This is a genomic window from Actinomycetota bacterium, assembly GCA_030684515.1.
Lineage (GTDB): Bacteria > Actinomycetota > Actinomycetes > S36-B12 > S36-B12 > UBA11398.
Genome location: JAUXVJ010000009.1, coordinates 616809 through 641702, shown reverse-complemented (window position 1 = coordinate 641702; position 24894 = coordinate 616809). Strand labels below are relative to the sequence as shown.

At 61.1% G+C, this 24894-nt stretch carries 23 protein-coding genes; 11 read left to right on the top strand and 12 right to left on the bottom strand.

The features are described 5' to 3' along the window. Window positions 1-111: 111 nt before the first annotated feature. From Q8M73_05075 to Q8M73_05065, 3 genes are read left to right on the top strand one after another with little or no spacing between them, the layout of a single operon-like run. The gene (locus tag Q8M73_05075; GenBank protein MDP2287919.1) at window positions 112-1095 is read left to right on the top strand and encodes an ATP-binding cassette domain-containing protein; all 984 of its coding nucleotides are present in this window, start codon (window positions 112-114) and stop codon (window positions 1093-1095) included. After that, window positions 1092-1958, top strand: a complete 867-nt coding sequence (locus tag Q8M73_05070; protein MDP2287918.1) for an ABC transporter permease — start codon at window positions 1092-1094, stop codon at window positions 1956-1958. Before Q8M73_05075 ends, Q8M73_05070 begins: the two co-directional genes overlap by 4 nt. 28 nt (window positions 1959-1986) lie before the next feature. Further along, window positions 1987-3093: a GGDEF domain-containing protein gene (locus Q8M73_05065; GenBank protein MDP2287917.1), complete on the top strand. Its 1107-nt coding sequence runs from the start codon at window positions 1987-1989 to the stop codon at window positions 3091-3093. Here Q8M73_05065 and Q8M73_05060 read toward each other — a convergent pair. Together Q8M73_05060 and Q8M73_05055 are read right to left on the bottom strand one after the other, a co-directional pair. Then, window positions 3090-3323: a hypothetical protein gene (locus tag Q8M73_05060; protein ID MDP2287916.1), complete on the bottom strand. Its 234-nt coding sequence runs from the start codon at window positions 3321-3323 to the stop codon at window positions 3090-3092. The genes Q8M73_05065 and Q8M73_05060 overlap by 4 nt on opposite strands. Next, entirely contained in the window at window positions 3316-4536 is a 1221-nt protein-coding gene (locus Q8M73_05055; GenBank protein ID MDP2287915.1) for a PspC domain-containing protein, read from the bottom strand. The genes Q8M73_05060 and Q8M73_05055 overlap by 8 nt, the downstream gene beginning before the upstream one ends. Window positions 4537-4748: 212 nt before the next feature. Here Q8M73_05055 and Q8M73_05050 point away from each other — a divergent pair, with 212 nt between their 5' ends. From Q8M73_05050 to Q8M73_05030, 5 genes are all read left to right on the top strand, one after another. Beyond that, window positions 4749-6062, top strand: a complete 1314-nt coding sequence (locus tag Q8M73_05050; GenBank protein MDP2287914.1) for an ABC transporter substrate-binding protein — start codon at window positions 4749-4751, stop codon at window positions 6060-6062. A 185-nt stretch (window positions 6063-6247) separates the two neighbouring features. Beyond that, entirely contained in the window at window positions 6248-7564 is a 1317-nt protein-coding gene (locus Q8M73_05045; GenBank protein ID MDP2287913.1) for an ABC transporter substrate-binding protein, read from the top strand. Window positions 7565-7790: 226 nt separating this feature from the next. Continuing rightward, window positions 7791-9086 (top strand): ABC transporter substrate-binding protein, encoded by a 1296-nt coding sequence (locus Q8M73_05040; GenBank protein MDP2287912.1) that lies wholly within the window; start codon window positions 7791-7793, stop codon window positions 9084-9086. A 139-nt stretch (window positions 9087-9225) separates the two neighbouring features. Further along, window positions 9226-10440 carry a PspC domain-containing protein gene (locus tag Q8M73_05035; protein MDP2287911.1) on the top strand — a complete coding sequence of 405 codons (1215 nt, stop codon included), beginning with the start codon at window positions 9226-9228 and terminating at the stop codon, window positions 10438-10440. Continuing rightward, complete coding sequence (locus Q8M73_05030; GenBank protein MDP2287910.1) at window positions 10437-11078, top strand: response regulator transcription factor; 642 nt, start codon at window positions 10437-10439, stop codon at window positions 11076-11078. Before Q8M73_05035 ends, Q8M73_05030 begins: the two co-directional genes overlap by 4 nt. Here the strand turns inward: Q8M73_05030 and Q8M73_05025 are convergent. After that, on the bottom strand, window positions 11075-11503 hold the full coding sequence (locus Q8M73_05025; GenBank protein MDP2287909.1) for a hypothetical protein: 429 nt from the start codon (window positions 11501-11503) through the stop codon (window positions 11075-11077). The genes Q8M73_05030 and Q8M73_05025 overlap by 4 nt on opposite strands. Window positions 11504-11515: 12 nt before the next feature. On the opposite strand from Q8M73_05025, the gene Q8M73_05020 reads away from it, so the two are divergent. Next, complete coding sequence (locus tag Q8M73_05020) at window positions 11516-12142, top strand: PASTA domain-containing protein (GenBank protein ID MDP2287908.1); 627 nt, start codon at window positions 11516-11518, stop codon at window positions 12140-12142. 13 nt (window positions 12143-12155) lie between these two features. Here Q8M73_05020 and pcrA read toward each other — a convergent pair whose 3' ends face one another. After that, entirely contained in the window at window positions 12156-14369 is a 2214-nt protein-coding gene (gene pcrA / locus Q8M73_05015) for a DNA helicase PcrA (GenBank protein ID MDP2287907.1), read from the bottom strand. Between the two features lie 31 nt (window positions 14370-14400). Further along, window positions 14401-16380, bottom strand: a complete 1980-nt coding sequence (locus Q8M73_05010; protein MDP2287906.1) for a hypothetical protein — start codon at window positions 16378-16380, stop codon at window positions 14401-14403. A 100-nt stretch (window positions 16381-16480) separates the two neighbouring features. On the opposite strand from Q8M73_05010, the gene Q8M73_05005 reads away from it, so the two are divergent. Further along, window positions 16481-17194 (top strand): PIG-L deacetylase family protein, encoded by a 714-nt coding sequence (locus Q8M73_05005; protein ID MDP2287905.1) that lies wholly within the window; start codon window positions 16481-16483, stop codon window positions 17192-17194. Window positions 17195-17250: 56 nt separating this feature from the next. Next, window positions 17251-17688 (top strand): nuclear transport factor 2 family protein, encoded by a 438-nt coding sequence (locus tag Q8M73_05000; protein MDP2287904.1) that lies wholly within the window; start codon window positions 17251-17253, stop codon window positions 17686-17688. Window position 17689: 1 nt separating this feature from the next. Here the strand turns inward: Q8M73_05000 and Q8M73_04995 are convergent, their stop codons facing one another. From Q8M73_04995 to Q8M73_04965, 7 genes are read right to left on the bottom strand one after another with little or no spacing between them, the layout of a single operon-like run. Beyond that, window positions 17690-19270: a glycosyl hydrolase 53 family protein gene (locus Q8M73_04995; protein ID MDP2287903.1), complete on the bottom strand. Its 1581-nt coding sequence runs from the start codon at window positions 19268-19270 to the stop codon at window positions 17690-17692. Window positions 19271-19311: 41 nt separating this feature from the next. After that, entirely contained in the window at window positions 19312-19668 is a 357-nt protein-coding gene (locus Q8M73_04990; protein ID MDP2287902.1) for a hypothetical protein, read from the bottom strand. Between the two features lie 8 nt (window positions 19669-19676). Continuing rightward, the gene (gene guaA / locus Q8M73_04985; GenBank protein MDP2287901.1) at window positions 19677-21242 is read right to left on the bottom strand and encodes a glutamine-hydrolyzing GMP synthase; all 1566 of its coding nucleotides are present in this window, start codon (window positions 21240-21242) and stop codon (window positions 19677-19679) included. A 34-nt stretch (window positions 21243-21276) separates the two neighbouring features. Then, the gene (locus tag Q8M73_04980) at window positions 21277-21561 is read right to left on the bottom strand and encodes a CD225/dispanin family protein (protein MDP2287900.1); all 285 of its coding nucleotides are present in this window, start codon (window positions 21559-21561) and stop codon (window positions 21277-21279) included. Between the two features lie 5 nt (window positions 21562-21566). Further along, window positions 21567-22682 (bottom strand): GuaB3 family IMP dehydrogenase-related protein, encoded by a 1116-nt coding sequence (locus Q8M73_04975; GenBank protein MDP2287899.1) that lies wholly within the window; start codon window positions 22680-22682, stop codon window positions 21567-21569. Between the two features lie 6 nt (window positions 22683-22688). Further along, window positions 22689-24182: an IMP dehydrogenase gene (guaB, locus tag Q8M73_04970; GenBank protein MDP2287898.1), complete on the bottom strand. Its 1494-nt coding sequence runs from the start codon at window positions 24180-24182 to the stop codon at window positions 22689-22691. Further along, a complete protein-coding gene (locus Q8M73_04965) occupies window positions 24179-24862 on the bottom strand; it encodes a DUF5701 family protein (GenBank protein ID MDP2287897.1) in 684 nt (227 codons plus the stop codon). The genes guaB and Q8M73_04965 overlap by 4 nt, the downstream gene beginning before the upstream one ends. Window positions 24863-24894: the final 32 nt, after the last annotated feature.

Sequence of the window (24894 nt, the reverse complement as noted above, 5' to 3'; positions counted from 1 at the left end):
GCACGAACCGGACTTTTGGAGGGGTGCGAACCGGACTTTTGGAGGGGTACGAACCGGACTTTTGGAGGGGCGTGAACTGGATGCCCCACGCGCTTGACCTAAGGTCTGTTCATGGCTGATGCAGCAGTGCTTGCCGAGGGACTGGTCAAGGAATTCGGCTCAGTCAAAGCCCTCAACGGCATCGATCTGACTGTTGAGCGCGGGCAGGTGGTGGGCCTGCTTGGACCAAACGGAGCCGGCAAGACCACAGTCGTGCGAATCCTGTCGACCCTGCTGATCCCAACCTCTGGTCGTGCTCAGATCGCTGGCTATGACGTGGTCAAGCAGCCCGAGCAGGTGCGCAAAGCGATCGGCCTGACTGGCCAGGCAGCCGCCGTCAACGAGTACCTGACCGGCCGAGAGAACTTGCTGATGTTCGGTGCGTTGTATCACCTGCCAAAGAAGTACGTGAAAGAGCGCACAGACCAACTGCTGGAGTCATTTGAACTCACAGAGGCAGCCAACCGACCCGCGAAAACCTACTCCGGCGGCATGCGAAGACGCCTGGATCTGGCGTCCAGCCTGATCGCCCAGCCCTCCATCTTGTTCCTGGACGAGCCGACCACTGGCCTCGATCCGCGCTCACGACTTGGCATGTGGGATGTCATCAACGAGCTCGTCGCCAATGGCACGACCGTGCTGCTCACCACCCAATACCTGGAAGAAGCCGATCAGCTTGCCCAGCAGATCGTGGTCATCGACCACGGTCTGGTCATCGCCAAGGGCAGCGCGGAAGAGCTGAAGGACCAGATCGGCGGCGATCGCATTGAGATCTCCATCGTTGATCCGGCGCGCGTCAATGATGCGTTGGCCGCAATTCGCGCGGTTGCCAGCGGCGAAGCACAAGTCGACGAGCTCAAGATCTCAGCACCCGTCACAGGTGGATCAACAGTTCTGGTTGAAGCCGTGCGCGCCCTTGACGCGCAGGGTGTTGAAGTCAGCGATCTCTTGCTGCGCCGCCCGACTCTGGATGACGTGTTCTTGTCCCTCACCGGCCATGTTGCCGAAGAAGAGAAGCCAGCCGAGAAACCCAAACGCGGGAGGTCACGTTCATGACAGCAGTTGTGCCGACTTCTGCTTTGCCCACGCGCAAGCGCCCACTGCTCGGCTGGAACATCACCGACGGTGCGGCCGTCTCGCGCTATGACCTCGTGCAGACCTTGCGCGTGCCAGAGCTCATGTTCTTCTCCATCGTGCAGCCGATCATGTTCGTGCTGCTGTTCGCCTACGTCTTTGGCGGGGCGATCCCGATCCCGGGCGCCGGCGAGGCTTCTGAGAACTCCGCGGAGATCTATCGCAACTACCTGATGCCTGGCATCTTCGGCCAGACCGTGGCTTTCGCTGCCGCAGCAAGCACTGTGGGCATGGCCGAGGCGATGTCGACCGGCTTGATCGATCGCTTCCGCTCACTGCCGATGGCCAACGGAGCGGTATTGATCGGACGCACCTTTGCCGATGCAGCGCGCCAGATTCTGGTACTCGCCGTGCTGAGCCTTACCGGCCTGTTGGTCGGCTGGCGCATCAACGGTGGATTCTGGAATGCCGTCTGGGCCTACTGCTTGCTGCTGCTGTTCGCCTACACCGTCTCGTGGATCGGTGCGAGCATCGGCTTGGTGATGCCAAACGTCGAGACGGCAAGCACTGCCGGACTGGTGTGGCTGTTCCCCGTCACCTTCATCTCCAACGCCTTTGTGCCACTCACCTCCCTGCCCACCTTCCTGCAGACAGTTGCGGCGTGGAACCCGGTGTCCACAGTGGTGCTGTCCGCCCGCGAACTGTTCGGAAATCCCACTGGAATCCAGCCGGATTACTGGCCGCTGCAACATCCAGAGCTCTACACGATCATCTCCTGCGTGGTGCTCATCGCGATCTTCGCGACCATCTCGATTCGCAAGTACTCCAAGACGACTTCTCGCTAAGTCGGGGGTCGGCGTCTACGCTGCCCTTGTGGATCGTTCAGAAACCCGGTCGCCACGCGACGCTTCGGCGATGCTGTTCTCTCCGAGCGACCTTGATGGAGTGGTGCTCACTCCAGTGGAACGCCGCACCTTCCGCCAGCAGACAGCCAAGCATGAAGCGCCCTGGATTGCTGCATCGGTCGCGATTCTCGCATTGGGGCTAGCCACGCTGAACTCCGTTCTGGGTACTGGCGCAGGGGAAGGTACGAGCTTCCAAGAAAACGTCCCGATCTTTGTCGCGGCGCTGCTGATGGCGATCGCCGCACCCTTGCTCGGACAGTCGTGGATGCCAGCCGCATGGGTGCCGTGGATCAGCGCCGGCTTAGCAACGGTGTTGGTTGGGGCGCTGCTGATGCAGCAGTACGCACACTTCTCGGACACCGGACTGCTGTATTCGCTTTTCGCAATCGCGGCATACGGGCCGATTGCCATGGATTTCCGGGCGGCCACAGCCGCTGCGGTACCAATGCTGATTGGCTGCGTCTGGGTGTCGTTGAGTCTTGATTCAACTGCAAGTATCGACTGGATTGTTGCCACGATTGCCGCGCTGCTCATCAGCGCGGTGCTGCTCGCACTCCGAATCCGCGGGGTCGACGCGCTGGCCAAGGCCCTGGCCATGCACGCTGCACTTGCCACTGAGGATCCACTCACGGGAATGCTCAATCGACGCGGACTGGATGCCCGAATCAGCCAGGCGTTTGGCTTAGCAGTTCGGGGCCAGGTGATGATCACGGCCATGTTCGTGGATATCGATGGCCTGAAGCAGGTGAACGATCGATACGGTCACCACCTTGGCGATGAAGTCATCAAGGCCACTGCCGCGGCGATCCAAAGTTCGGTACGTACGGGTGACTTCACCTGCCGTTGGGGCGGCGATGAGTTCCTCATCCTGGGCATCGGCAGCCGCTGGAATGTAGACGTCCTCACACAGCGGATCCGTGAGCATCTGGCCGAAATCACGATCCCCGCCAGCACGTGGCCAGGAACTGTGACTTTCGGCTGGGCAACGATTGATCCCGCAGTCGACAGTTTCGATGAGTTGGTGCGGCAAGCCGATGCTGACATGTACCTGCGCCGGGCCAGCCGCAAGGTCTAGCTGCTGACTTCTGCGCCTGGTTGCTCGGCGAGTGCTCGGCGATTCGATCGTCGCTGCGCGACAACCGAACCCAACAGACCCAGCACTCCAAGAGTGACGAAGGCAAGTGGGATCGCGAATCGCAGATCAAGATCGACATCGGTGTAGCGATAGATCAGCACTGAAATCGCCGTGCCAATGGTGATGAGCCCGAAGATGAGCGAGACGAAATCCGTCGGATGCTTACGCACGGGAGACCTCCATGGTTCCGATCGACATGGTTGCGACGACGTGGACAGTTGGCGCCGGTTGCACAGTCATAGCCGGGAATGTGGTGACCAGCTGGTTGTCCCTGCCCTGGATCACGGGAAAGCCGACAGCCTTGAGTTCACCCAGCCCGACGCTGGCATCCAGTTCAACGTTCATGTCGGCAGGCAGGATCACGCGAAGATCTCCGACGCCCAAATATGCATTGATGGGTACGACCGCTGTCGCATCAGCAGGTGCTCGCAGTTGCGTGAGATCCAAAGTCGCCTCACCCAAAGTCAGGCGATAGGGCACCGACACTTGCGCGATGGTGACCGGGCGCCAGGTTCGCTCACCCACACCATCACCAAGGGTCAGGTTGGTCGGCACCACCGAAGCGAGCAGCGTGACGACAGCAAGCGGAATCGCTATGGCAAGCAGCCACAAGGCTCGTCCGAAGAAGGTGCCAATAAGCAGACCCAGACCAAGCACCCCAAGCCCAACCGCCATGATCGCCACCGGCTGGATCGTGACCACGTCGGCAATCGAGAGCGCTGACAGCACTCCGACCACGATGATCGCCAGACTCAACGTCGCCGTACCTAGATACGAGCGTGGTCGCGGTGGTCGCGGCGCAGTCGGGGCGGGCAAAGGCGCCACGTATGTGGGGTAGTCGCCAGCGCCGCCATGCGCAAATCCGGTGGTGCTGGATTGCGTTTGGTCTTGGTGAGTCGGCTGGCGATTCATCAGCCAGATCACGATGCCACCGGACGCCAGTAGCAGCAGCCAGCCACCTGAGCTCCACCAGCCGCCCCAAGGGCCGGCAATGACCAGGCTCCCCAGCACGATGACCCCGATGATCACCGCGGGGATGATCAACAGCGGCGGAATCTTGGCGCGCTCATCGTCCGTGCGTTGACGATCAATGAACTGCTCGACCGGGCTCTGCGGCTCGCCTTCAAGCGGAATGAACAGCCAGCCGATGCCGTACAGCAGGATGCCGCTGCCGCCGAAGATGGCAAGCACCACCAGCACGACGCGCACGACCACTGGGTCAATGCCGAGCCATCGACCAAAGCCGGAGGCGACGCCACCGAGCACCTTGTCCTGTCGGCTGCGGCGCAAGGGGGCGCGCAGAGGTGCCTCGACGGGCGGCGGCGCAGTTGTGGTGGGACGACCTGACGGCTCGCCTTGGTTCTGATTCGTCTGTTCTGTCATGCACCCAGATTGCTGGCTTCGATCCCCTGTGCGCATCGGGGAGACACCCTGACTCGTCCCTGATCTTTCCCAGCCGCCAAGGGTGGCAGCGATTCGCTAAGTGGAGATGACCCACCAAATAATAACGAATTGGTAACAATCGGACATATCGGTACTTTCCGTACCCAAACACCCTCCATAGTGGGCTCCTCCGTCGCCGCAGAGTGCGGTTGATGCCACCACTGGAGGAATCAGTGCTTTCAAATCGAAATGCGCGTCGCTCGACAGTCATTGCTGTCGGGGCAAGCGCATCGTTGCTCGTCGCGCTTGCTGCTAACAGCGCCACAGCTGCCCCAACACCCGCGCCAAGCAAGGCGCCAACCAACGCCTCGTGCCCAGCCACCCCAGGTGTGACGCCAACCGGCATCACCATTGGATGGATCGGCTCCAAGACCGGACCAGCCGCCACCACCTTCATCGGTGCATCCGAGGGTGCGCAGTTGCGCATCGACCAGGAGAACGCCAAGGGCGGCGTCAACGGACGCAAGCTCACGCTGAAGATCTACGACGATCAGACCAACCCCAGCAGCCAGGTCTCTCAGGCGCAAAAGGCAATCGGCGAGAACGTCTTCGGCCTGACCTCCACCACCAGCACCGTGTCGATGTACCCCACGCTGAAGGCAGCGGGCATCCCGATCACTGGTTTCTCCAACCCAGCATTCGGCACCGACATCAACGCCTTCGGTGACGCTGGCGCGACCACCGGATTCAACCCGGCACTCGCTCCCACCTTGGTGTTGGAGAAGATGAAGCAGATGGGTGCGACCAAGATCGCCATCATCAACCACGCCAGCGCAAGCGCGGCTGCCGGCCAGAACGCTCTTGCCAACCTGGTCCCTGACATTGGTGGCATGACGATGGTGCTGCGCATCGCTGACTCACCGATGGGCGCACACGATGCGACCTCAGAGGCCTTGCGCATCAAGAACTCCGGTGCTGACGCAGTCAACTACTCCGGCTTCATCGATGGCGGCATCTCACTGGCCCAGGCCCTCAAGCAGCAGGGCGTCACGCTCAAGTCATTCGCTGTTGCCGGTCTCTCTGATCCGGCCTTCCTGAAGAACGCCAACGGCGCACTCGATGGCGCACTTGGTCAGACCTACGGAACCGCGCCAGTCGGTGTGAACGTCCGCTCGGTCAAGACCTTCGCGTCCGCGATGAAGGCTGCTGGCCTGAACCCCTACTCGCCAGCAGCCCCACTGGGCTACGTCGGTGCTGACCTGTTCATCAAGGGTCTGAAGGTCGCTGGCAAGTGCCCGACGCGTGAGTCGTTCATCAGCAACCTGCGCAAGGTCAACAGCTACGACGGTGCCGGCATGCTTCCTGGCAAGGTCTCGTTCGTCCCCAAGGGCATCACGCCCAACGGCAACCCGATCCTGTGCAACTGGTTCACCGTCGCCAAGGGCGCCGAGCTGATCCCAGACGCCAAGCCAACCTGTGGTGGCAAGTACATCGACACTGCAACAGGCAAGGTTGTGCTCAGCTAGTCGTGCTACCAGAATGTCGGCGGCGGGTGTCTTCGGACAGCCGCCGCTGTTCTCTTTCGTCTGACGCCTGATATATCGGTTTTCGTACGATATTTAGTAACGAAATAGCAACAATAGGACACTTCGCCCTTTTCTTATCGGAAGCCATTCCATAGTGCACGTCTCCGTCGCCGCACAGTGCGGTGATGCCACTACTGGAGGATTCAGTGCTTTCAAATCGAAATGCGCGCCGATCGACAGTCTTCGCTGTCGGTGCAAGCGCATCGTTGCTCTTGGGCTTCACTGCCAACAGCGCAACAGCTGCCCCAACACCCGCGCCAAGCGCCGCCAAGGCGAACTCTGCCTGTGCACCAGCCACTGGCGTCACCCCAACCGGCATCAGCGTCGGCTGGGTCGGCTCCAAGACCGGACCGGCTGCCACCACCTTCATCGGTGCATCCGAAGGTGCCCAGCTGCGCTTTGACCAGGAGAACGCCAAGGGCGGCGTCAACGGACGCAAGATCTCCTTCAAGGTCTACGACGATGCCACCAACCCCAGTTCCCAGGTCTCGGTTGCTCAGAAGGCCATTGGCGAGAACGTCTTCGGCCTGACCAGCGCGACCAGCACGGTGTCGATGTACCCCACGCTGAAGAGCGCCAACGTCCCGATTGTTGGTTTCACCAACGCGGCATTTGGCACCGACCTCAATGCCTTCGGCATCACTGGTGTGACGACCGGCTCAAATCCGACACTTGCGTCCACTGGCGTACTTGAAAAGATGAAGCAGATGGGTGCAACCAAGCTCGCGATCATCAACCATGCAAGTGCTGGCGCAACCGCGTCACAGAACGCACTCGCCAGCGTTGTGCCATACGTGCCTGGCATGAGCACAGTGCTGCGCATCGCAGACTCGCCAATGGGTGCGCATGACGCAACCTCAGAGGCACTGCGCATCAAGAACTCCGGCGCTGACGCAGTCAACTACTCCGGCTTCATCGATGGCGGCATCTCGCTGGCCCAGGCTCTCAAGCAGCAGGGCGTCACGTTGAAGTCCTTCGCAGTTGCCGGCCTGACTGACCCAGCAGTGCTCAAGACCTCCGGCGGCGCCCTTGAAGGCGCACTTGGTCAGACCTACGGCCCAGTGCCGATCGGCGTGAACGTGCGCGCGGTCAAGACCTTCGCCAACGCAATGAAGGCCGCTGGCCTGAACCCCTACGCACCGGCCGGTCCGGTGGGCTACCTCAGCGCAGATTTGTTCATCAAGGGCCTGAAGGTCGCCGGCAAGTGCCCGACTCGTGAGTCGTTCATCGCCAACCTGCGCAAGGTCAACAACTACGACGGAGCCGGGCTGATCCCAGCCAAGGTCTCCTTCGTTCCAGGCGGCCTGTTCCCCAATGGCAACCCGATCACCTGCGGCTGGTACACCATCGCAAAGGGCAATGACCTGGTGCCGGATGCCAAGGCAACCTGTGGTGGCAAGTACATCGACACCACAACCGGCAAGGTTGTGTTCGGCAGCTAGTCGCAACTCCACATGACATGTGGCGGGTGCCCTCGGGTGCCCGCCACTTGCATGTGCAGGAGTTGCTGATGCGCTTGCACTGCACGGCTATTTGTCCTGTTTGAGACGAAACTACATAACAAAAGAGCAACGATCACAGACAGCTTATATCTGGATCTCCGACGGCATTCCATAGTGATGCGTCCATCACCGCAGAGTGCGGTTGACGCCACCACTGGAGGATCTAGTGCTTTCAACTCGAAATGTGCGCGGAAAGGCAGCGATTGTTGTCGGTGCCAGCGCATCCTTGCTACTGGGCTTCACCGCCACCAGCTCGATCGCAGCACCCACACCGACCCCGACCAAGGCCACGAGCAATGCCTCATGTCCGGCTACTCCCGGTGTCACGCCAACTGGCATCTCCGTTGGTTGGATCGGCTCCAAGACTGGCGCAGCTGCCACCACCTTCATTGGTGCATCCGAAGGCGCTCAACTGCGCTTTGACCAAGAGAACGCCAAGGGCGGCGTCAACGGGCGCAAGATCAAGCTGAACATCTACGACGATGCCACCAACCCCAGCACCCAGGTCTCCGTTGCCCAGAAGGCAATTGGCGAGAACGTCTTCGGTCTGACCACTGCCACCAGCACAGTGTCGATGTACCCGACGCTGAAGGAAGCCAACATGCCGATCGCTGGATTCAACAACCCAGCCTTCGGTACTGACCTCAATGCCTTCGGCATCACTGGCGTCACCACGGGCTCCAATCCGGCCATCGCATCCACCGGCATCGTGGAGAAGATGAAGCAGATGGGCGGCACGAAATTGGCGATCATCAACCATGCAAGCGCTGGCGCGACTGCGGGCCAGAACGCTCTTGCCAACGTGGTTCCCTACGTTCCGGGCATCACCACAGTCCTGAGAATCGCTGACTCGCCGTTTGGCGCTCACGATGCCACCTCAGAGGCACTGCGCATCAAGGCCTCCGGCGCTGACGCAGTCAACTACTCCGGCTTCATCGATGGCGGGATCTCGATTGCCCAGGCTCTCAAGCAGCAGGGCGTCACGTTGAAGTCCTTCGTTGTGGCCGGTTTGACCGACCCAGCAGTGCTCAAGACCTCCGGCGGCGCACTTGAAGGTGCACTCGGTGCGACCTACGGCCCAGTGCCGATCGGCGTGAATGTGCGTGCCGTCAAGACCTTCGCCAACGCAATGAAGGCCGCTGGCCAGAACCCCTACGCACCAGCTGGTCCGGTGGGCTACCTCAGCGCAGACTTGTTCATCAAGGGCCTGAAGGTCGCCGGCAAGTGCCCGACTCGTGAGTCCTTCATCGCCAACCTGCGCAAGGTCAACAACTACGACGGAGCCGGCTTGCTTCCGGCCAAGGTCTCCTTCGTTCCAGGGGGCGTCATGCCCAATGGCAACCCGATCACCTGCGGTTGGTACACCATCGCCAAGGGCACTGAAATGGTTCCTGATGCCAAGGCAACCTGTGGTGGCAAGTACATCGACACCACAACCGGCAAGGTCATCTTCGGCGGCTAGTCATAACTGAACACGACAGTGGCGGGTGCCCTCGGGTGCCCGCCACTGCTCTGTCTGGACCAATGGATCTCCGACCCTGAGATGGGCTCAGGGTCGCTCCCTGATGCGCGCCTTGATGCAATCGCGGGATGATCGGCACATGAGCACGCGGCAGCTGTCCACCCGCGCGATGCGCGCCAGTTCTGGCCGTGTTGTAGCCGGCGTTGCTCGAGGCCTGGCTGACCATCTTGGCTTGAGCGTGCAGTGGATGCGCATTGGATTCATCGTGCTCACCTTGTTCGGCGGCGTCGGACTGGCCCTGTATGCCGCATTGTGGGCAGTGCTGCCACTTGCGCCTACTGATGAAGAGCCGAACGCCAATCGCGGCACCGACCTCACGCGCCTTCTTGCACTGGGGGCCGTACTCATTGGCATCGTGCTCTTTCTCGCAGCCGCCGGAGTTGGCTTCGCGATGGGTGCCCTGCTGCCGATAGCCATCGCCATCATCGGCGCGGCCATCATCTGGCAGCAATCAGACGATGATCAACGCGCTGAATGGTCAGCGACGGCAGTCCGTGCAGCACGCACCACCGCCGGACCTTCCTCACGCGCGCGGATGCTTCGTCTCAGCGTGGGAACCGTGCTCGTGGTCCTGGGTCTTGTTGGCGTACTGATCAGTCGTACGAGTCTTAGTCAAGCCGGCCAGGCACTGGGCACAGCGGTGTTGCTCATTGCCGGCATTTCAATCGTCCTGTTTCCATGGATCCATCGGCTTTGGAGGAACCAGGACCAGCAGCGTCGAGCGCTGATTCGCTCAGAGGAGCGGGCGGACATTGCGGCTCATGTGCACGACTCGGTGCTGCAGACCCTCACCCTCATTCAGCGCAGCGCAGCGGATCCGCGCGAGGTCAATCGACTGGCCCGAGCCGAGGAGCGCGCATTGCGCGCATGGCTCTACGCACCAACGGGTGACCCCACAAGAACCTTCAAAGCGAGACTGCAACGCGATGCCTCAGAAGTAGAAGAGACCTACTCCGCAACACTCGAAGTCGTCGTCGTGGGCGACGCTCCCATCGACCCTGCACTGACAGCCCTGCTCGCCGCTGCGCGCGAGGCGATGATCAACGCAGCTCAGCACGGCGGGGGTTCAGCTTCGGTATTCGCCGAATTCTCCGACGACCATGTCGAGTTGTACGTTCGCGATCGAGGCCCAGGCTTCGATGTGTCGGCAGTCTCTGCTGACCGCCACGGGCTTCGTGAATCGATTCTGGGACGTGTTGAACGCGCGGGCGGCAGCGCGAAGGTGACCAGCGAACTAGGAGCCGGTACTGAGATCCTGCTGCGTATGCCACTGAGCCGAACTGACGTCTCATGACGGGCAATGCCTTGCGCATCGTGCTTGTCGATGATCACGCCATGGTCCGCGCGGGGGTGCGCACCGAGATCGGCGCAAACTTCGACATCGTCGGCGAAGCTGCCGATGCACCTGATGCCATTGCTGTCATCCTGCGAACCAAGCCCGATGTTGTATTGCTCGACGTGCACCTGCCGGGAGGTGGTGGTCGTGCGGTGCTGGATGCCTGCGCCGATCAAGTGCCAGCCACCCGTTTTCTCGCGCTTTCGGTAAGCGAGGCCGCCGACGATGTTGTGGATGTTGTGCGCGGGGGCGCTCGTGGCTATGTCACCAAAGCGATCAGTGGTGCCGAGCTGATATCCGCCGTGCAGCGCATTGCCGAGGGCGACGCCGTGTTCTCGCCCCGCCTCGCTGGCTTTGTCCTCGATGCTTTTGCCGGCGGGCAGGCAGAAAGCGATGAAGAACTTGACCGACTCACACCGCGTGAAGCCGAGGTGATGCGCTTGATAGCCCGCGGCTACACCTATCGCGAAGTAGCGCGTGAACTGGTGCTGTCGATCAAGACTGTGGAAACACATGTGTCGGCCGTGCTGCGCAAGTTGCAGTTGTCTGATCGACACGAACTCACACGTTGGGCTTCAGCTCGTCACTTGATCTAACTCCACTGCAGGTCCCGCCCTTCCCAATGTGCGGCGTAGCTCTCGGTACGCCGGAGATGCTGCACCACATGCGGCACGAGCACTGCAGTGTTCATTCCAGTCTTCGCTCGCACAGTCGGATAGCGAGTCCCCGACAGTTGGCGAGCCCGACATTGGTCAGCAAAGGCCGGGTTCTGTCCAAGCTCGGCTTGAGTGCGTGCGCTGGTCACTCGCACGAGATCAATCAGACGAACGGTGTCGTGCAGTTCCAGGTGCCAGATGAAACAGAGCTGGCCCGGCGGACTGCGTGAAGGTGACGCGGGCGGCCGGATCACCAAGACCGAGGCGATTCGACGGCGCTGCCCACGCAACTCGAGAGCGAGGCGTGGATCGTCGTGCTCACTGCTAGCCTCGCCCAACAATTGCGGCCACAGCGTGGCAATCACATCGGGGGTTCCATGAACATCCGCTCTGGACTTGTCCTCAGCTCCATCGCCTTGCTGCTTGTAGCGGCGTGCAGCAGTTCAACCGCCGCTTTCATGCCGAACGTCCAGGGTCAGCGACTTGATCTGGCCTACAGCGATCTGGCAGCAGCGGGCGTGGACAAGGAAGCGATCGAGATCGTCGGTGGTGGGACCTTTGGTGTCATAGATGAGTCGAACTGGACGGTGTGCCAACAGGCTCCATCAGCCGGCGAGGCACTGGCGAGCGTGCGTCTCGTCGTGGACCGTTCATGCGCAGTCACGGCACCTGCCGAGCCATCCCCACTGCCAAGTGATCCTGCGTTGCTTTCGCCAACACCGAGTACCCAAGAACCCAGTCTTGCTGAACCTGCACCTGAGACGGAGTTGAGCGACACGTTCGCCATGCCCAATGTGGTCGGGATGGTGCTTCAGGATGCTCAAGATCTCCTGCAGTCCAAGGGCAGTTACCTCATGGATCAAGTCGACGCCACCGGCTTAGGGCGCATGCAACTGCTGGATTCCAACTGGAAGGTGTGCTCCCAGCAGCCGGTGCCTGGCACCCCCGTCTCCATAGCCGATTTCGTGACGCTCAGCGCAGTGAAGCTCTCTGAATCCTGTTGAGCGCTGCGCGTCTCTAGAGCTTCTCCACCGGTGCGTAGCGCAGCAACAGCCTCTTGACTCCTGCTGAGCCGAAGTCGATGGTGGCATCGGCCTTGTCGCCAGAACCGGCGGTGCTGACCACCGTGCCCAGCCCGAACTTGCTGTGGGTGACGCGATCACCAGCGGACAAGTTGATGGCCGGCCCCGGATTGACCACTCGATCACCCAGCCGAAGGGCACTGCTGTTGCGCGAGACCGATGGCACGAATGCCTGGCGCGCTGGCTCCTCGCGACGCCAATCAAGTGCCCCCTCGGGGATTTCGTCAAAGAATCGCGAAGGCGGGTTGTATGCCGGTGCTCCCCAGGCCGAGCGCATCATCGATCGGCTGAGGTACAGCCGCTCGCGCGCGCGGGTGATGCCGACGTAGGCAAGGCGTCGTTCCTCTTCCAGCTCCTTGGGATCACTGAGCGATCGCATATGCGGGAAGACCCCATCTTCAAGGCCAGTCAGAAACACGACCGGGAACTCAAGACCCTTGGCGGTGTGCAGTGTCATCAATGTGACGACCCCGCCTTCGTTGTCGGGGATCTGATCGGCATCGGCCACCAGCGCGATCCGCTCAAGCAGATCAATGAGCGTGCCCTCAGGGCTGTCGTCACTGAACTCCTGGGCCACCGACTCAAGCTCGGCGAGGTTTTCCAGGCGGCCTTCATCCTGCGGATCACTTGATGCCGAAAGCTCAGCAACGTAACCGGACTGCTCGAGCACTGCTTGCAGCACCGTTGCCGGGTCAGCGCCGGACTCGATGAGCGTGCGCAAGTCGTTCATCATGGTGACGAAGGGCGCGATCATGGTCAGCGAACGAGTGGCCATGCCCGGTGCCTCTTGAGCGCGCTCAAGGGCCGCCCAGAAGGAGATGCGCTCACGCTGGGCAAAGGCCTCGACCATGGCTTCAGCGCGATCGCCGATACCGCGCTTGGGGACATTCAAGATGCGGCGCAGCGAGACATCGTCTTCGGGATTGGCAAGAGCTCGCAAGTACGCAATGGCATCGCGGACTTCACGACGCTCGTAGAAGCGCACACCACCAACAACCTTGTACGGCATGCCAACGCGAATGAAGACATCTTCAATTGAACGCGACTGCGCGTTGGTGCGGTAGAACACCGCAACATCACTTGGCTTGATGCCCGCGTTGTCGCTGAGGGTGTCGATCTCAGTGGAGATGAATCTGGCTTCGTCGTGCTCGTCGTCAGCGACATAGGCAACGATCTGCTCGCCTTGGCCAGAGTCAGTCCACAGATTCTTTGCTCGCCGTCGCTCATTGCGCGCGATGACCGCATTGGCGGCAGTGAGAATCGTTTGCGTGGAGCGGTAGTTCTGCTCAAGCAGGATCGTGCGCGCATTCGGGTAGTCGCGCTCAAACTCCTCGATATTGCGGATGGTCGCACCACGGAAGGCATAGATCGACTGATCGGCGTCACCGACGACACACAGCTCCCCGGCCTTCAACTGCTCGGTGTCGTGACCAACGAGTTCTTTGACAAGTTGATACTGCGCGTGGTTGGTGTCCTGATATTCGTCAACCATGATGTGGCGGAATCGGCGGCGATAGTGCTCAGCAACATCTGGGAACAACTGCAGTACTGCCACAGTGCTGCCAATGAGATCGTCGAAATCGAAGGCATTTGCCCGTCGCAGTCGCTCTTGATAACCGCGATAGGCCCCCGCCAAGGCCTCTTCAGTCGGATTTGCCGCGCGCGAGGCGAAGGTCTCCTCGTCGATCAACTCATTCTTCAGGTTGGAGACCTGGGCGAGAAAACTGCGCGGGGTGAAGCGCTTGGGATCAAGGTCGAGGTCGCGAATCACCATGCTCATCAGGCGCAGAGAATCGGCCTGATCGTAAATGGTGAAGCTGCTGGCGATGCCCAAGCGCTTGGACTCGCTGCGCAGAATCCGAACGCACGCACTGTGGAAGGTGGAGACCCACATCGCGCGAGCACTGGCGCCTACAAGTTCAGCCACTCGCTCTTTCATCTCACCAGCAGCTTTGTTGGTGAAGGTGATGGCCAGGATCTCGCCCGGGCGCGCATCGCCGCTGGCAAGCAGATGGGCGATGCGTCGGGTGAGCACTCGGGTCTTGCCTGAGCCGGCGCCGGCCACGATCAGCAATGGTGAGCCACGATGCTCAACCGCTGCCCTCTGGGCCTCGTTGAGGTCCGCGAGCAGGAGTTCAGCTGGGGTCACCGAAGCATCGTAGAGGTCTGCTCAGAGCGGCCTATTTGACGAAGCCGACCAGGCTCGTGACGAACTTGGAAGCCACCGTTGAGCTCACCTGTACGCGGCCATCTGGACCTACCGGAGCCAAGATGATCGCTGCATATTTCTTGTTCGCCATCACCGGCGCTGAGCGGGTGCCTGGTGGCGCACCATTGGATGCATAGATGGCCAGGGTGCCGTCCTGTGTTGCCTTCTTGGTCTGCACGCGCAGCAGGACTGCCTTGAGCTTCTTCATGCCGGGCAGGCCAAACTGCTTGGACATCTTGTAACTCAGCGGAGCTGCGGGATCGATTTTGCCCGAGAAGATGACCTTGGGTGACAAGGCAATGACCGTCGGCGGACTCTCACTGGTGCCGTATCCGAGGACTTCAACGCGCAACTGCACCACCGAACTCGGTGATGAGCTCATGACGACCGAACTGCCGCTGACCGGGACGATCATCACTGACTTCTTCATGGCCGACTTCGGGAACTTCAACTGGGCCGAATCAGCGCCGGCGCTTCGTCCTATGCGAACAAAGCCCTTCTTGGAGGCATCCTTGGCCGTCACGAAGACCACGGCGCTCCGCGCTTCGGCCGGCAGCCCAGCCAAGCTCACCGTGCGCGACTCACCTGCCTGGATCGGCCCATCGGTGACCGTCTCGTACCCCACAACCGAGCCAACTGGGTGGAAGTCACTGGGTTCTGGTTCAAGCGGTGGCGGGCTGGCTGGGGTCACGGTCTGCGCAGGTGGCTTCTCTGGAGTGGCAGTCGGGGCAGGAACACTGCCGACTGGTCCGGTTGGCAGCTGGGTTGCCGAACCAGTGGCATCGGCCCGGTAGTAGCCCAGTACTTCAACGACGAGGTCGGTTGCACCCTGCGAGGTGGCAAGGGCGATGGTGCCGTCAGTTGAGACCGGGACGGTGGCCTCACCGCTTGCATCGGCATTCATCCCCACTTCAACCACCGGCTGGCTGGTGGACTGGCCTGGGGACCACACGCGGATTGTGGACTTCACATTGGAGCCTTGTGCCGTCACCCGAACGCGAACCGATCCGACGTTGGTAGCCGGGATTCCACCAACTCCGGTGATCTTGGGGAAGATGCGATGCGAGTCGCCCGTCCATCGATCCTGCTCAAGTCGGCAGCGAATCGGCACGCCAATCGTTGCTCGCGTATCCAGCACGCGCACTGCGCCTACCGGGATCAGCTCGCCGCGGGCATCCGGGTACTTGGTGCTCGCACCTGAGGTCACGCGTGGGCAGTAGGGAGCAACGATCGGATTGCCTGTCCACATTGACGTGATGCCTGCAGCGCCATCCCAGGTCAACGAGATGTGGATGTGATTGCGGTGGCAGGTGTTGTCTGAGCCCGGGGCCGGTCTGGCGAAGCAACCCTTGAGTTCTGACCAACCGCGGGCCGGGTCATAGCCACGCCAGATGCGGTCATTCCAACCGATGTACATCACGCCCATGCGCATCGCATTGGCATATGGCACTCCGTTGGCATCGGTGGCCAGGAGCCAGTTCAGGAAGGTCTCAGCGTTGGCTCGGTCCTGAGCATTTCGAACGCTGACCATCCAGTCGATTGCTCGACCTTCCTTGTGCTCACTTTGCGCGCCGACATCGCAGCCGCGGGGAACGTAGGCCTGTTGCGCGGCCCCGTAGGTTGCGCGGATGAGGTCCACGACCCGCTGCGCACCAGGCTTGATGCTCGGATCACACACCATCTGACCTTCATAGGTCGGAGCAATGTCCACCTGCGGTGGGACAGCTACCGGCAGCGCTGGCACGGCCGCCGGGGGCAGGCCGGTGCCGGGCACGGGAGCCCCAGCCACCACGCCTGTCCAGTTTGAGGGGGTCCAGCCCGAATCGGCTGCCTGCGCAGCAGGGAGGATGGAAGCGAGTAACGTGCCTGCCAGCAGCCCGGTCAGTGCGACATGTCTGCCCAGACGACGGCGTCGTTTGGGCAGGGCAAATCGCCCGTGGCGGGGAAGCACGCGCTCATGTTGTCACGGATGAGGCCAAAGTGACGACTGTGGCAGGTGCTCACGGAGTGAATTTATCCTGTGATCGGGATCACAGGGAGACTGGAGATCCATGACTCAAGCCTTCAAGCGGGCTCTTGTGGTGACAGCTCACCCAGATGACGTCGATTTTGGTGCCGCGGGCACAGTCGCGAGTCTGGTTGCCGCCGGCACCGAGGTCACCTACTGCATCGTCACCTCCGGCGATGCTGGCGGCTTTGATCCGGCTGTTCCTCGCTCGGAGATTCCCCGAATCCGCCAGGAGGAGCAACGAACTGCCGGCGCGGTTGTCGGAGTAACCGATGTGCGCTTTCTTGGCTATATCGACGGCGAACTCACGGTCACCCACGATCTGCGAAGAGATCTGAGCCGGGTCATTCGCCAGGTACGCCCAAACATGATGATCATCCAGTCCCCCGAGCGCAACTGGGCCCGCATCCCCGCATCGCATCCAGATCACCTGGCAACAGGTGAAGCCTCGATGTATGCCATCTACCCAGACGCCCGCAATCAGTTCGCGCATGTCTCCTTGTACAACGACGAAGGCCTGGAGGCGTGGACGGTGCCCGAGGTCTGGGTGATGGCCTCGCCAGATCCTGACTTCTTTGTTGACGTCACTGACTTCTTCGATCACAAGATCGATGCGCTCAAAGCGCATGCGAGTCAAACAGCTCACCACGAGGACCTCTCGGGCTTCATTCGTGGATGGCTCACTGCTGCAGCGGCAGCTGGCGGTTTGCCGGAAGGAAGGCTTGCCGAGGCTTTCAAGAAAGTGCTGATTCCCTGAGAAGGCTTTTGCGCACAGACATTCCGCCAACGGCACACAGATGCCAGACTGCGCGAATGAATACCGACGCAGCAGACATTCAGCATCTGATCGCGCGTTACCCCGTCATGGGTGATCTCGGTAAGGGAACCGACGTCGTTCGGCTCTACACCGCCGAAGGCAGTCTGGAACTGCCCGACGGTCGCGAAGCCAAGGGTCACGATGCGCTCCGAACTCTCCTGCGAGAATTTCATGCTGGCGTTGCAGGAGAGCCACGTTCGGCATCACTGCGTCATCACGTGACCAGCCACTCCTCGCAGAGCGCTGGCATCGACAAGGCGAACGCGACCACCTACTTCCTGGCGATCACCAGCCAGGGCATCGACCATTGGGGTCAGTGGGAGGACTGGCTCAGGCGCACGCCCGATGGCGGATGGCGCCTGCACAGTCGCAAGGTGGTAGTCGAAGGAGCAGTCGAGGGCTCGTGGAGTGCCTTCGCCTATCCCAAAGCCTGACTCAACTCGACGCGGTGTTCGACTTCACCCCGAAGTTTGTGACATAGGCCGAGCCAGCACCCTTGGTGACCTTGCCCACCGTGAAGCTGCCGTCAGCCTGCACGGTCGCCTTGTTGCCGGCCGTGAACTTCTTCTGCGCGCCCTGCTTCCAGAACGAGGTCACGATCTCACCGGGCATGCCTGTGCTCTGGCCTGTGATGACCAATCCGGGCTTGCCGTTCACTGAGCCCTTGGCCACCTTGATGGTGATGGTACGAGTGATCGCTGGACCAGAACCAGGCAGTGGCACGGCAGCAGCATTGGGCGTTGCCCCGAGGGTGCACTGTGCGGTATCAGCAGGCAGGCAGGTGAACTTCACCGGACCACTGGCCAAACTGACCGGACCACTGGTGTTGACGGGCTGGCCCAGCCAGTTCTCGGCCGTTGCCGTCGGTGGCTTGGTGAGGCTGGCGGCTCCATCGTTCGCAGACATCGCCAAGTAGAAGGCGCCGCCGCTGCCTGTGAAGTAGCAGCGGATGACTCCATTGAGATCATCGCAGCCCTTCAGGGTTGCGCCACTGAGCCACGCGCGCGTGGTGTTGTACGCCCCGATGGTCGTTGTGGTGCCATTGAACATCTGCACACCAAGCAGTGAGTACGAAGTGGCGGTCCACATGTACCAGAAGGTGGCATCGATACCGAGTCGAACTGAATCCACGAAGGTGCGAGCGACGAACTGGCCGCTGGTGTTGGCGTCGAAGTCTGAATGCGGCGTTGGGCCCGGACCGGCAAGACCGTAGTTGACCTCGGTGTCCCAGACCTGCTTGTTGAGGGCGGCCTGATCATTCTGGGTCGCCTCAATCAACACTCCACGCCATTCGAGCACATCCTGATAGCGATCCGCGGGGCCCTGATTTCCGGCCGGGTAGGTGTGAATGGTCCAAGCATCAAAGGGGTAGCCAGCCGATTTCAGCGCTGCGGCATAGGGAGCAAAGAAGGTGGCGACCGAACTTGCCAGACGAGTGGTCGTGGAAGCTGCAATTACCTGAGTATTGGGGCTGATCGATTTAATCGCCTTGTATGCGCGGGCAGTGAGATCAGCCATCTCGGCGGGCGTACCCGTCCAGAAGGTCTGCAGGTTGGCTTCGTTCCATACTTCGACTGCGCCGATGCGCGCGCCATAGCGCTGCATGATCGCTGTGACGTATGCGGTGTAGGTGTCCGGGTTCGATGGTGCCGAGGCCGTGCCAGCCCCCCAACGGGGATCACCCGCACTTGGATTCGCGGCCGCCCAAGTAGGCGTAAGGCCCAGCACTACCAGCGGCTTGGCCCCGGCAGCCTCGGCTTGGGCTATGCGCTGATCCATGACGGTGAAGGTGAAGACTCCCGGCGAGGGATTGATGTCGCGCCAAGCCATGCCCATGTCCCATAGCCGGATGTAGGCCGCGGCTACTCCTGGCGAGCCTGTCACTTCAGGAGCAAGGCCAAGGGAGTACTCCGCTCCAGGCACCACGACGTCCGCGGCGTGAGCCGCCGGAGCTATTCCTGAAGCGATGAGTGCAAGGGTGGCGGCGCCAACGGCAAACTTCTTGGAAATACGCATACGGACAATGTAACCCTCACTACCCACGGAAAACTAAGGGCTTAAGTCCAGAAAACTGCAAGCACCACGTTGACCAAGGTGAGCGCGCCAATGACTGCCCACAGTGCCACCTGCGGTGGCTGACGCTTGCGACCAATGAAGGCCAGCGCGGTGATCACAAGCACGATGCCGAGCTTCACCGAGATCTTCGTCATGTTCAGCGGACCTTCATCGGTCAGCTGATCTGACTCAACAATGCCGACCAGCAGCACGCCGGTCACCAATTGGGTCAGGGCGCCATGGAGCATCGCCGGATTGACGCCCTTGCTTGACGAGGACATCTGCACGATGAACCCGCCGAGCAGGCTGGCCAGGCCAATGAAGTGCAGGACGACGAGCAGATTGAAAAGAAATTCCATGACTCAGTTCACTCCCATTCGATGGTGCCCGGTGGCTTGCTCGTCAGATCAAGTACGACGCGATTGATCTGTGGGACTTCGTTGGTGATACGGGTGGAGATCTTCTCCAGGACTTCGTACGGCAAGCGTGACCAGTCGGCAGTCATGGCATCCTCGCTGGAGACCGGTCGCAGCACGATCGGGTGCCCATATGTGCGTCCATCTCCTTGCACGCCAACCGAGCGCACGTCAGCGAGCAACACCACTGGGAACTGCCAGACCTCGCGATCAAGGCCGGCAGCAGTGAGTTCCTCGCGGGCAATCGCATCGGCTTCGCGCAGGATCTCCAGGCGCTCGGCATTGATCGAGCCCACAATGCGAATCGCCAAGCCCGGTCCGGGGAATGGGTGACGCCAGACGATCTCTGGCGGCAGGCCCAGGTCCAGACCCACCTGCCGCACTTCGTCCTTGAACAACGTGCGCAGCGGCTCAATCAATGAGAACTGCAGATCCTCGGGGAGTCCGCCGACATTGTGATGACTCTTGATGCTGGCAGTACCCGCGCCTCCACCGGACTCGACAACATCAGGGTAGAGAGTGCCCTGCACGAGAAACTCGACCTTCTCGCCCGAAGCTCCGGCTTGTTCGATCACATCAAGCTCTGCTGCTTCGAATACCCGAATGAACTCGCGACCGATAATCTTGCGCTTCTGCTCTGGGTCAGTGATGCCATCCAGATGCTGCAGGAACTGCTCCTGCGCATCAACGACAACGAGCTTGATGCCCGTTGCCGCCACGTAGTCGCGCTCGACCTGCTCGGCTTCACCCTTGCGAAGGAGTCCATGGTCAACGAATACGCAGGTCAGTTGATCTCCTACTGCCTTTTGCACCAAAGCCGCCGCCACTGCTGAATCAACACCACCGGAGAGTCCACAGATCACTCGTCCCGTGCCGACCTTCGCGCGGATCAGTGCGACTTGCTCGTCGATGACATTGGACATCGTCCACGTGGGCGGCAGTTGAGCGATGTCTCGAAGAAAGTTCACCAGAATCGCCTGGCCCTGCTCGCTGTGCAGCACTTCAGGGTGGAACTGCACTCCCGCGAGCTTTCGTTCAACGTCCTCGAAGGCGGCGACCGGTGCACCCGGAGTACTGGCGGTGACGGTGAACCCCGCGGGCGCATGCGTGACGCCGTCACCATGTGACATCCACACCTGCTGCGAACTGGGGAGCCCGGCAAAGAGCGTGCCTCGTTGACTCACTTCAAGTTGGGTGCGCCCGTACTCGCGACCACCGGTGTTAGCCACCTTGCCTCCGAGGGCTTGCGCCATCGCCTGGAAGCCGTAGCAGATGCCAAAGACTGGAATGCCAAGTTCAAGGATGCCGGGATCAAGTTGGGGGGCACCATCGTCATAGACACTCGACGGGCCACCGCTGAGCACGACGGCTGCTGGGTTCTTTGCGGCCACTTCGGCGGCGGTGATGGTGAAGGGGACGATCTCGGAGTAGACCTGTCCCTCGCGAACGCGGCGGGCAATGAGCTGGGCATATTGAGCGCCGAAATCAACAACAAGGACGGTTGGCTGGCTGCTCACAGGGAGACTTTACCTGTCAGGTGATATCGCAAACTCAAGTGCTGAACGCGCCCATCAGGCCGAAGATGACCAACAAGGCCAGATTGATGATGAAACCCAGGATCACTGTGATCATCAGCCAACGGCGAGCCAGTCGACTTGATCGGCGCGCTTTGTCAGCGTCGTCATGTTCTATAGCGCGCAGGGTGCGATAGCCGAACCAGATCGCCACCAGCCCCAATGGTGCAAAGCAGAAGGCGGTTGCCGCGATAGCCCACCAGATGTACGAAGGTGGCGCTGCAGCGACCTCGGTTTCGGGTAGCGGATCGAGATCGGTCATGGCTGCTACGAGCCGCCGATGACCATCTCAACGCGCTGGAACTCCTTGAGTTCGCTGTAGCCCGTTGTTGCCATCGCCTTGCGCAAAGCACCTGCAATGTTCATGGTTCCGTCGGCGCGACGCGAGGGTCCGTGCAGGATCTCTTCGAAGGTGCCGACCTGCTCGAGCGCATTTCGCTGACCCCGTGGCAGTTGCGCATGCCAGGCCTCTGCACCCCAGTGCGCACCCTGACCAGGTGCATCCGTTGCGCGGGCAAGCACTGAACTGAGCATTGCTGCATCTGCACCGCAGGCAAAGGCTTTGACGATGTCTCCACTGCGACCCAGCCCGCCATCGGCAATGACGTGCACATAGCGGCCACCGGACTCATCAAGGTAGTCGCGGCGAGCGGCCGCGATCTCGGCGATCGCGCTGGCCATAGGTACGCGCACACCCAGCACGCCTGCAGTCGTGGATTCAGAGCCGCCACCAAAGCCAACAAGCACTCCGGCCGCACCCGTGCGCATCAGGTGCAGGGCTGCTTGGTAGGTAGCGCAACCACCCACGATTACCGGTGATTCAAGTTCGTATATGAACTGCTTGAGATTCAGTGGCTCTTCATCGCGCGTCACGTGCTCTGCAGAAACTGTGGTGCCGCGAATCACAACGATGTCGGCACCCGACTTCGACACCAGTGGCGCCAACACCGCGGTGGCCTGCGGGCTCACCGCGACAGCGACGGTGATGCCGGCAGCCTTGAGTTCCTTGACGCGCGTTGCAACAAGGTCCGGATCAACAGCGGCAGCGGCATAGATCTGCTGCAAGCGCAGAGCAACATCGGCATCGGACAGCTCGGAGATCTCCTGAAGCAAAGGCAGCGGATCCGCGTAGCGACCCCATAGGCCTTCGACATTCAAGGTGGCGAGCATGCCGAGGTTGCTGAGACTCTGAGCGCTGCTGGGGCTGACGATGGAGTCCATCGGCGCCGCGAGGAATGGCAATTTGAACTGGTAAGCGTCGATCTGCCAGTTGGTGGAGACCGCTTGCGGATCACGGGTGCGCCGACTTGGAGCGATCGCAATCTCGTCGAAGGTGTACCCACGACGGGCACGCTTGGTCCCACCGATCTCGATGGTGTCCATGTTCGCCTAACGCCCGGTGTAGTTCGGAGCTTCGATGGTCATCTGCACGTCGTGCGGATGTGATTCACGAAGCCCAGCTGAGGTGATGCGGACAAAGCGTCCACGTTCTTGCAGAGCTGGAACTGTGTTGGCCCCGGAGTAACCCATGGCCGCGCGCAGTCCGCCGACAAGTTGGTGCGCAACTGCAGTGAGTGGTCCGCGGTAGGGCACCAGACCCTCAATGCCCTCAGGAACCAGCTTGTCATCGCTGAGCACATCGTCTTGGAAGTAGCGATCCTTGCTGTATGAACGCGCCTCGCCGCGCGACTGCATGGCGCCAAGTGACCCCATACCGCGGTAGGACTTGAACTGCTTGCCGCCGATGAACACGACCTCGCCGGGCGCTTCCTCGGTGCCGGCGAGCAGGGAGCCGAGCATCACGACGTTTGCTCCTGCAACCAGGGCCTTAGCGATGTCGCCGGAGTACTGCAGGCCGCCGTCGCCGATGACGGGCACGCCAGCCGGACGAGCAGCAAGGGAAGCCTCGTAGATGGCCGAGATCTGCGGAACTCCAACACCGGCAACGATGCGAGTAGTGCAGATTGAACCTGGGCCGACACCCACCTTGATTGCGTCAGCACCGGCATCAACAAGTGCCTGCGCACCTTCGCGGGTGGCGACGTTTCCGCCCATGATGTCAACGTGGGTCTGGCTCTTGAGCAAGCGCACCATGTCGATGACTGCGCGCGAATGCCCGTGCGCGGTGTCGACAACAAGAAAATCAACGCCGGCTTCGATCAAGGCCTTTGCGCGACGCTCGGAATCCTCACCGACGCCCACTGCTGCACCCACGACCAAGCGGCCACCGGAATCCTTGGTGGCATTGGGGTACTTGTCGGTCTTGGTGAAATCCTTGACGGTGAACAGGCCGCGCAAGCGACCGCTTTCATCAATCAGCGGCAGTTTCTCAACCTTGTGCGAGGCCAAAATCGCAAGTGCATCCTCAGGGCTGACTCCAACTGGTGCAGTGACCAGCGGCATGCGAGTCATGACCTCTGAGGCAGGACGAGTCATGTCATCTTCAAAGCGCATATCGCGGTTGGTGACAATGCCGACCAGCATCCCGTTGGCGTCGACCACTGGGACACCGGAGATGCGATAGCGCGCGCAGAGTTGATCCACGTCAATCAAGGTGTCGCTGGGAAGGCAGGTGACCGGATGGCTGACCATGCCTGCTTCGGAGCGCTTGACCATGTCGACCTGAATGGCCTGCTCATCGATTGACAGATTGCGATGCAGGACGCCGACCCCACCGAACCGGGCCATGGCAATGGCCATCCGGGCTTCAGTGACGGTGTCCATGGCACTGGAGACCAGCGGCACACGCACCTTGATGTTGCGGGTCAGGTAGGCGGAAGTGTCGACTGCACTGGGCACGACATCGGACTCCGACGGCAGTAGGAGGACATCGTCGTAGGTCAAACCCAAGTATGCGAACTTATCTGGGACCTCACCTGTCATGGGCTAAGGCTACCGGTCACAGGCAGGGCCAAAGCCGCTTCCCGGCCTGCCTGCATGTGTGCTTGCGCACGGCCGGTAACGGAGGCGAATCCGAGCCAGGTGTGCCGATTGCCCGCCCAGCACCAGCCGACCTTCGGCGCTTCCTTGTTCTCTGGGCCATCTCGGCCAGTCCCGCCACTGATCCAGATCGCAGGGGTGCGTGCGTCCAGAGTGCCCTTGGCGTCCTTGATCTTGCGAGAGGCGATCGTCATGAAGCAGTGGTTTGCCTCCAACTGCTGCGGCGCAGTGAGCAGCCAGCTGATGCCTTCACTGATCGTCAGCGGACTGGTGCCGCGGCGCCGAAACTCCACGTAGGCCTCGTGCGGGCTCCAATTGCGCAGATCATCCCCGCGGTCGATCTCGTGCAGGAGGTACAGCGGTTGCTCGGGAACCTCGACGCCCGCAATTGTGTCGAACTCATCGAGATCTGGCATATCAACCACCACGAAGCCGGCTTTGTCATTGCGGCGAAGCAGCGCAGCCAGTTGACTTGGCGGCACCAGGCTTGGATGCACCGCCACAACAGCACTCTCGGACTGGCCCAGCTGCGCGCCGAGCTCCCTGAATTGGTCAGCACTTGTGCCCGCCAACTCGTGGACGCCCAGCGAAATGAGTGTGCCGATCTGGCTTGCAATGCTCATCGCCGAGAACCTCCAAACAAAGAATCCCCCGA

Coding starts and splice junctions, on each gene's coding strand:
- Q8M73_05075 (MDP2287919.1), top strand. CDS start 112: ATGGCTGATGCAGCAGTGCTTGCCGAGGGACTGGTCAAGGAATTCGGC.
- Q8M73_05070 (MDP2287918.1), top strand. CDS start 1,092: ATGACAGCAGTTGTGCCGACTTCTGCTTTGCCCACGCGCAAGCGCCCA.
- Q8M73_05055 (MDP2287915.1), bottom strand. CDS start 4,536: ATGACAGAACAGACGAATCAGAACCAAGGCGAGCCGTCAGGTCGTCCC.
- Q8M73_05050 (MDP2287914.1), top strand. CDS start 4,749: ATGCCACCACTGGAGGAATCAGTGCTTTCAAATCGAAATGCGCGTCGC.
- Q8M73_05045 (MDP2287913.1), top strand. CDS start 6,248: ATGCCACTACTGGAGGATTCAGTGCTTTCAAATCGAAATGCGCGCCGA.
- Q8M73_05035 (MDP2287911.1), top strand. CDS start 9,226: ATGAGCACGCGGCAGCTGTCCACCCGCGCGATGCGCGCCAGTTCTGGC.
- Q8M73_05030 (MDP2287910.1), top strand. CDS start 10,437: ATGACGGGCAATGCCTTGCGCATCGTGCTTGTCGATGATCACGCCATG.
- Q8M73_05020 (MDP2287908.1), top strand. CDS start 11,516: ATGAACATCCGCTCTGGACTTGTCCTCAGCTCCATCGCCTTGCTGCTT.
- Q8M73_05005 (MDP2287905.1), top strand. CDS start 16,481: ATGACTCAAGCCTTCAAGCGGGCTCTTGTGGTGACAGCTCACCCAGAT.
- Q8M73_05000 (MDP2287904.1), top strand. CDS start 17,251: ATGAATACCGACGCAGCAGACATTCAGCATCTGATCGCGCGTTACCCC.
- Q8M73_04995 (MDP2287903.1), bottom strand. CDS start 19,270: ATGCGTATTTCCAAGAAGTTTGCCGTTGGCGCCGCCACCCTTGCACTC.
- Q8M73_04990 (MDP2287902.1), bottom strand. CDS start 19,668: ATGGAATTTCTTTTCAATCTGCTCGTCGTCCTGCACTTCATTGGCCTG.
- Q8M73_04980 (MDP2287900.1), bottom strand. CDS start 21,561: ATGACCGATCTCGATCCGCTACCCGAAACCGAGGTCGCTGCAGCGCCA.
- Q8M73_04975 (MDP2287899.1), bottom strand. CDS start 22,682: ATGGACACCATCGAGATCGGTGGGACCAAGCGTGCCCGTCGTGGGTAC.
- guaB (MDP2287898.1), bottom strand. CDS start 24,182: ATGACAGGTGAGGTCCCAGATAAGTTCGCATACTTGGGTTTGACCTAC.
- Q8M73_04965 (MDP2287897.1), bottom strand. CDS start 24,862: ATGAGCATTGCAAGCCAGATCGGCACACTCATTTCGCTGGGCGTCCAC.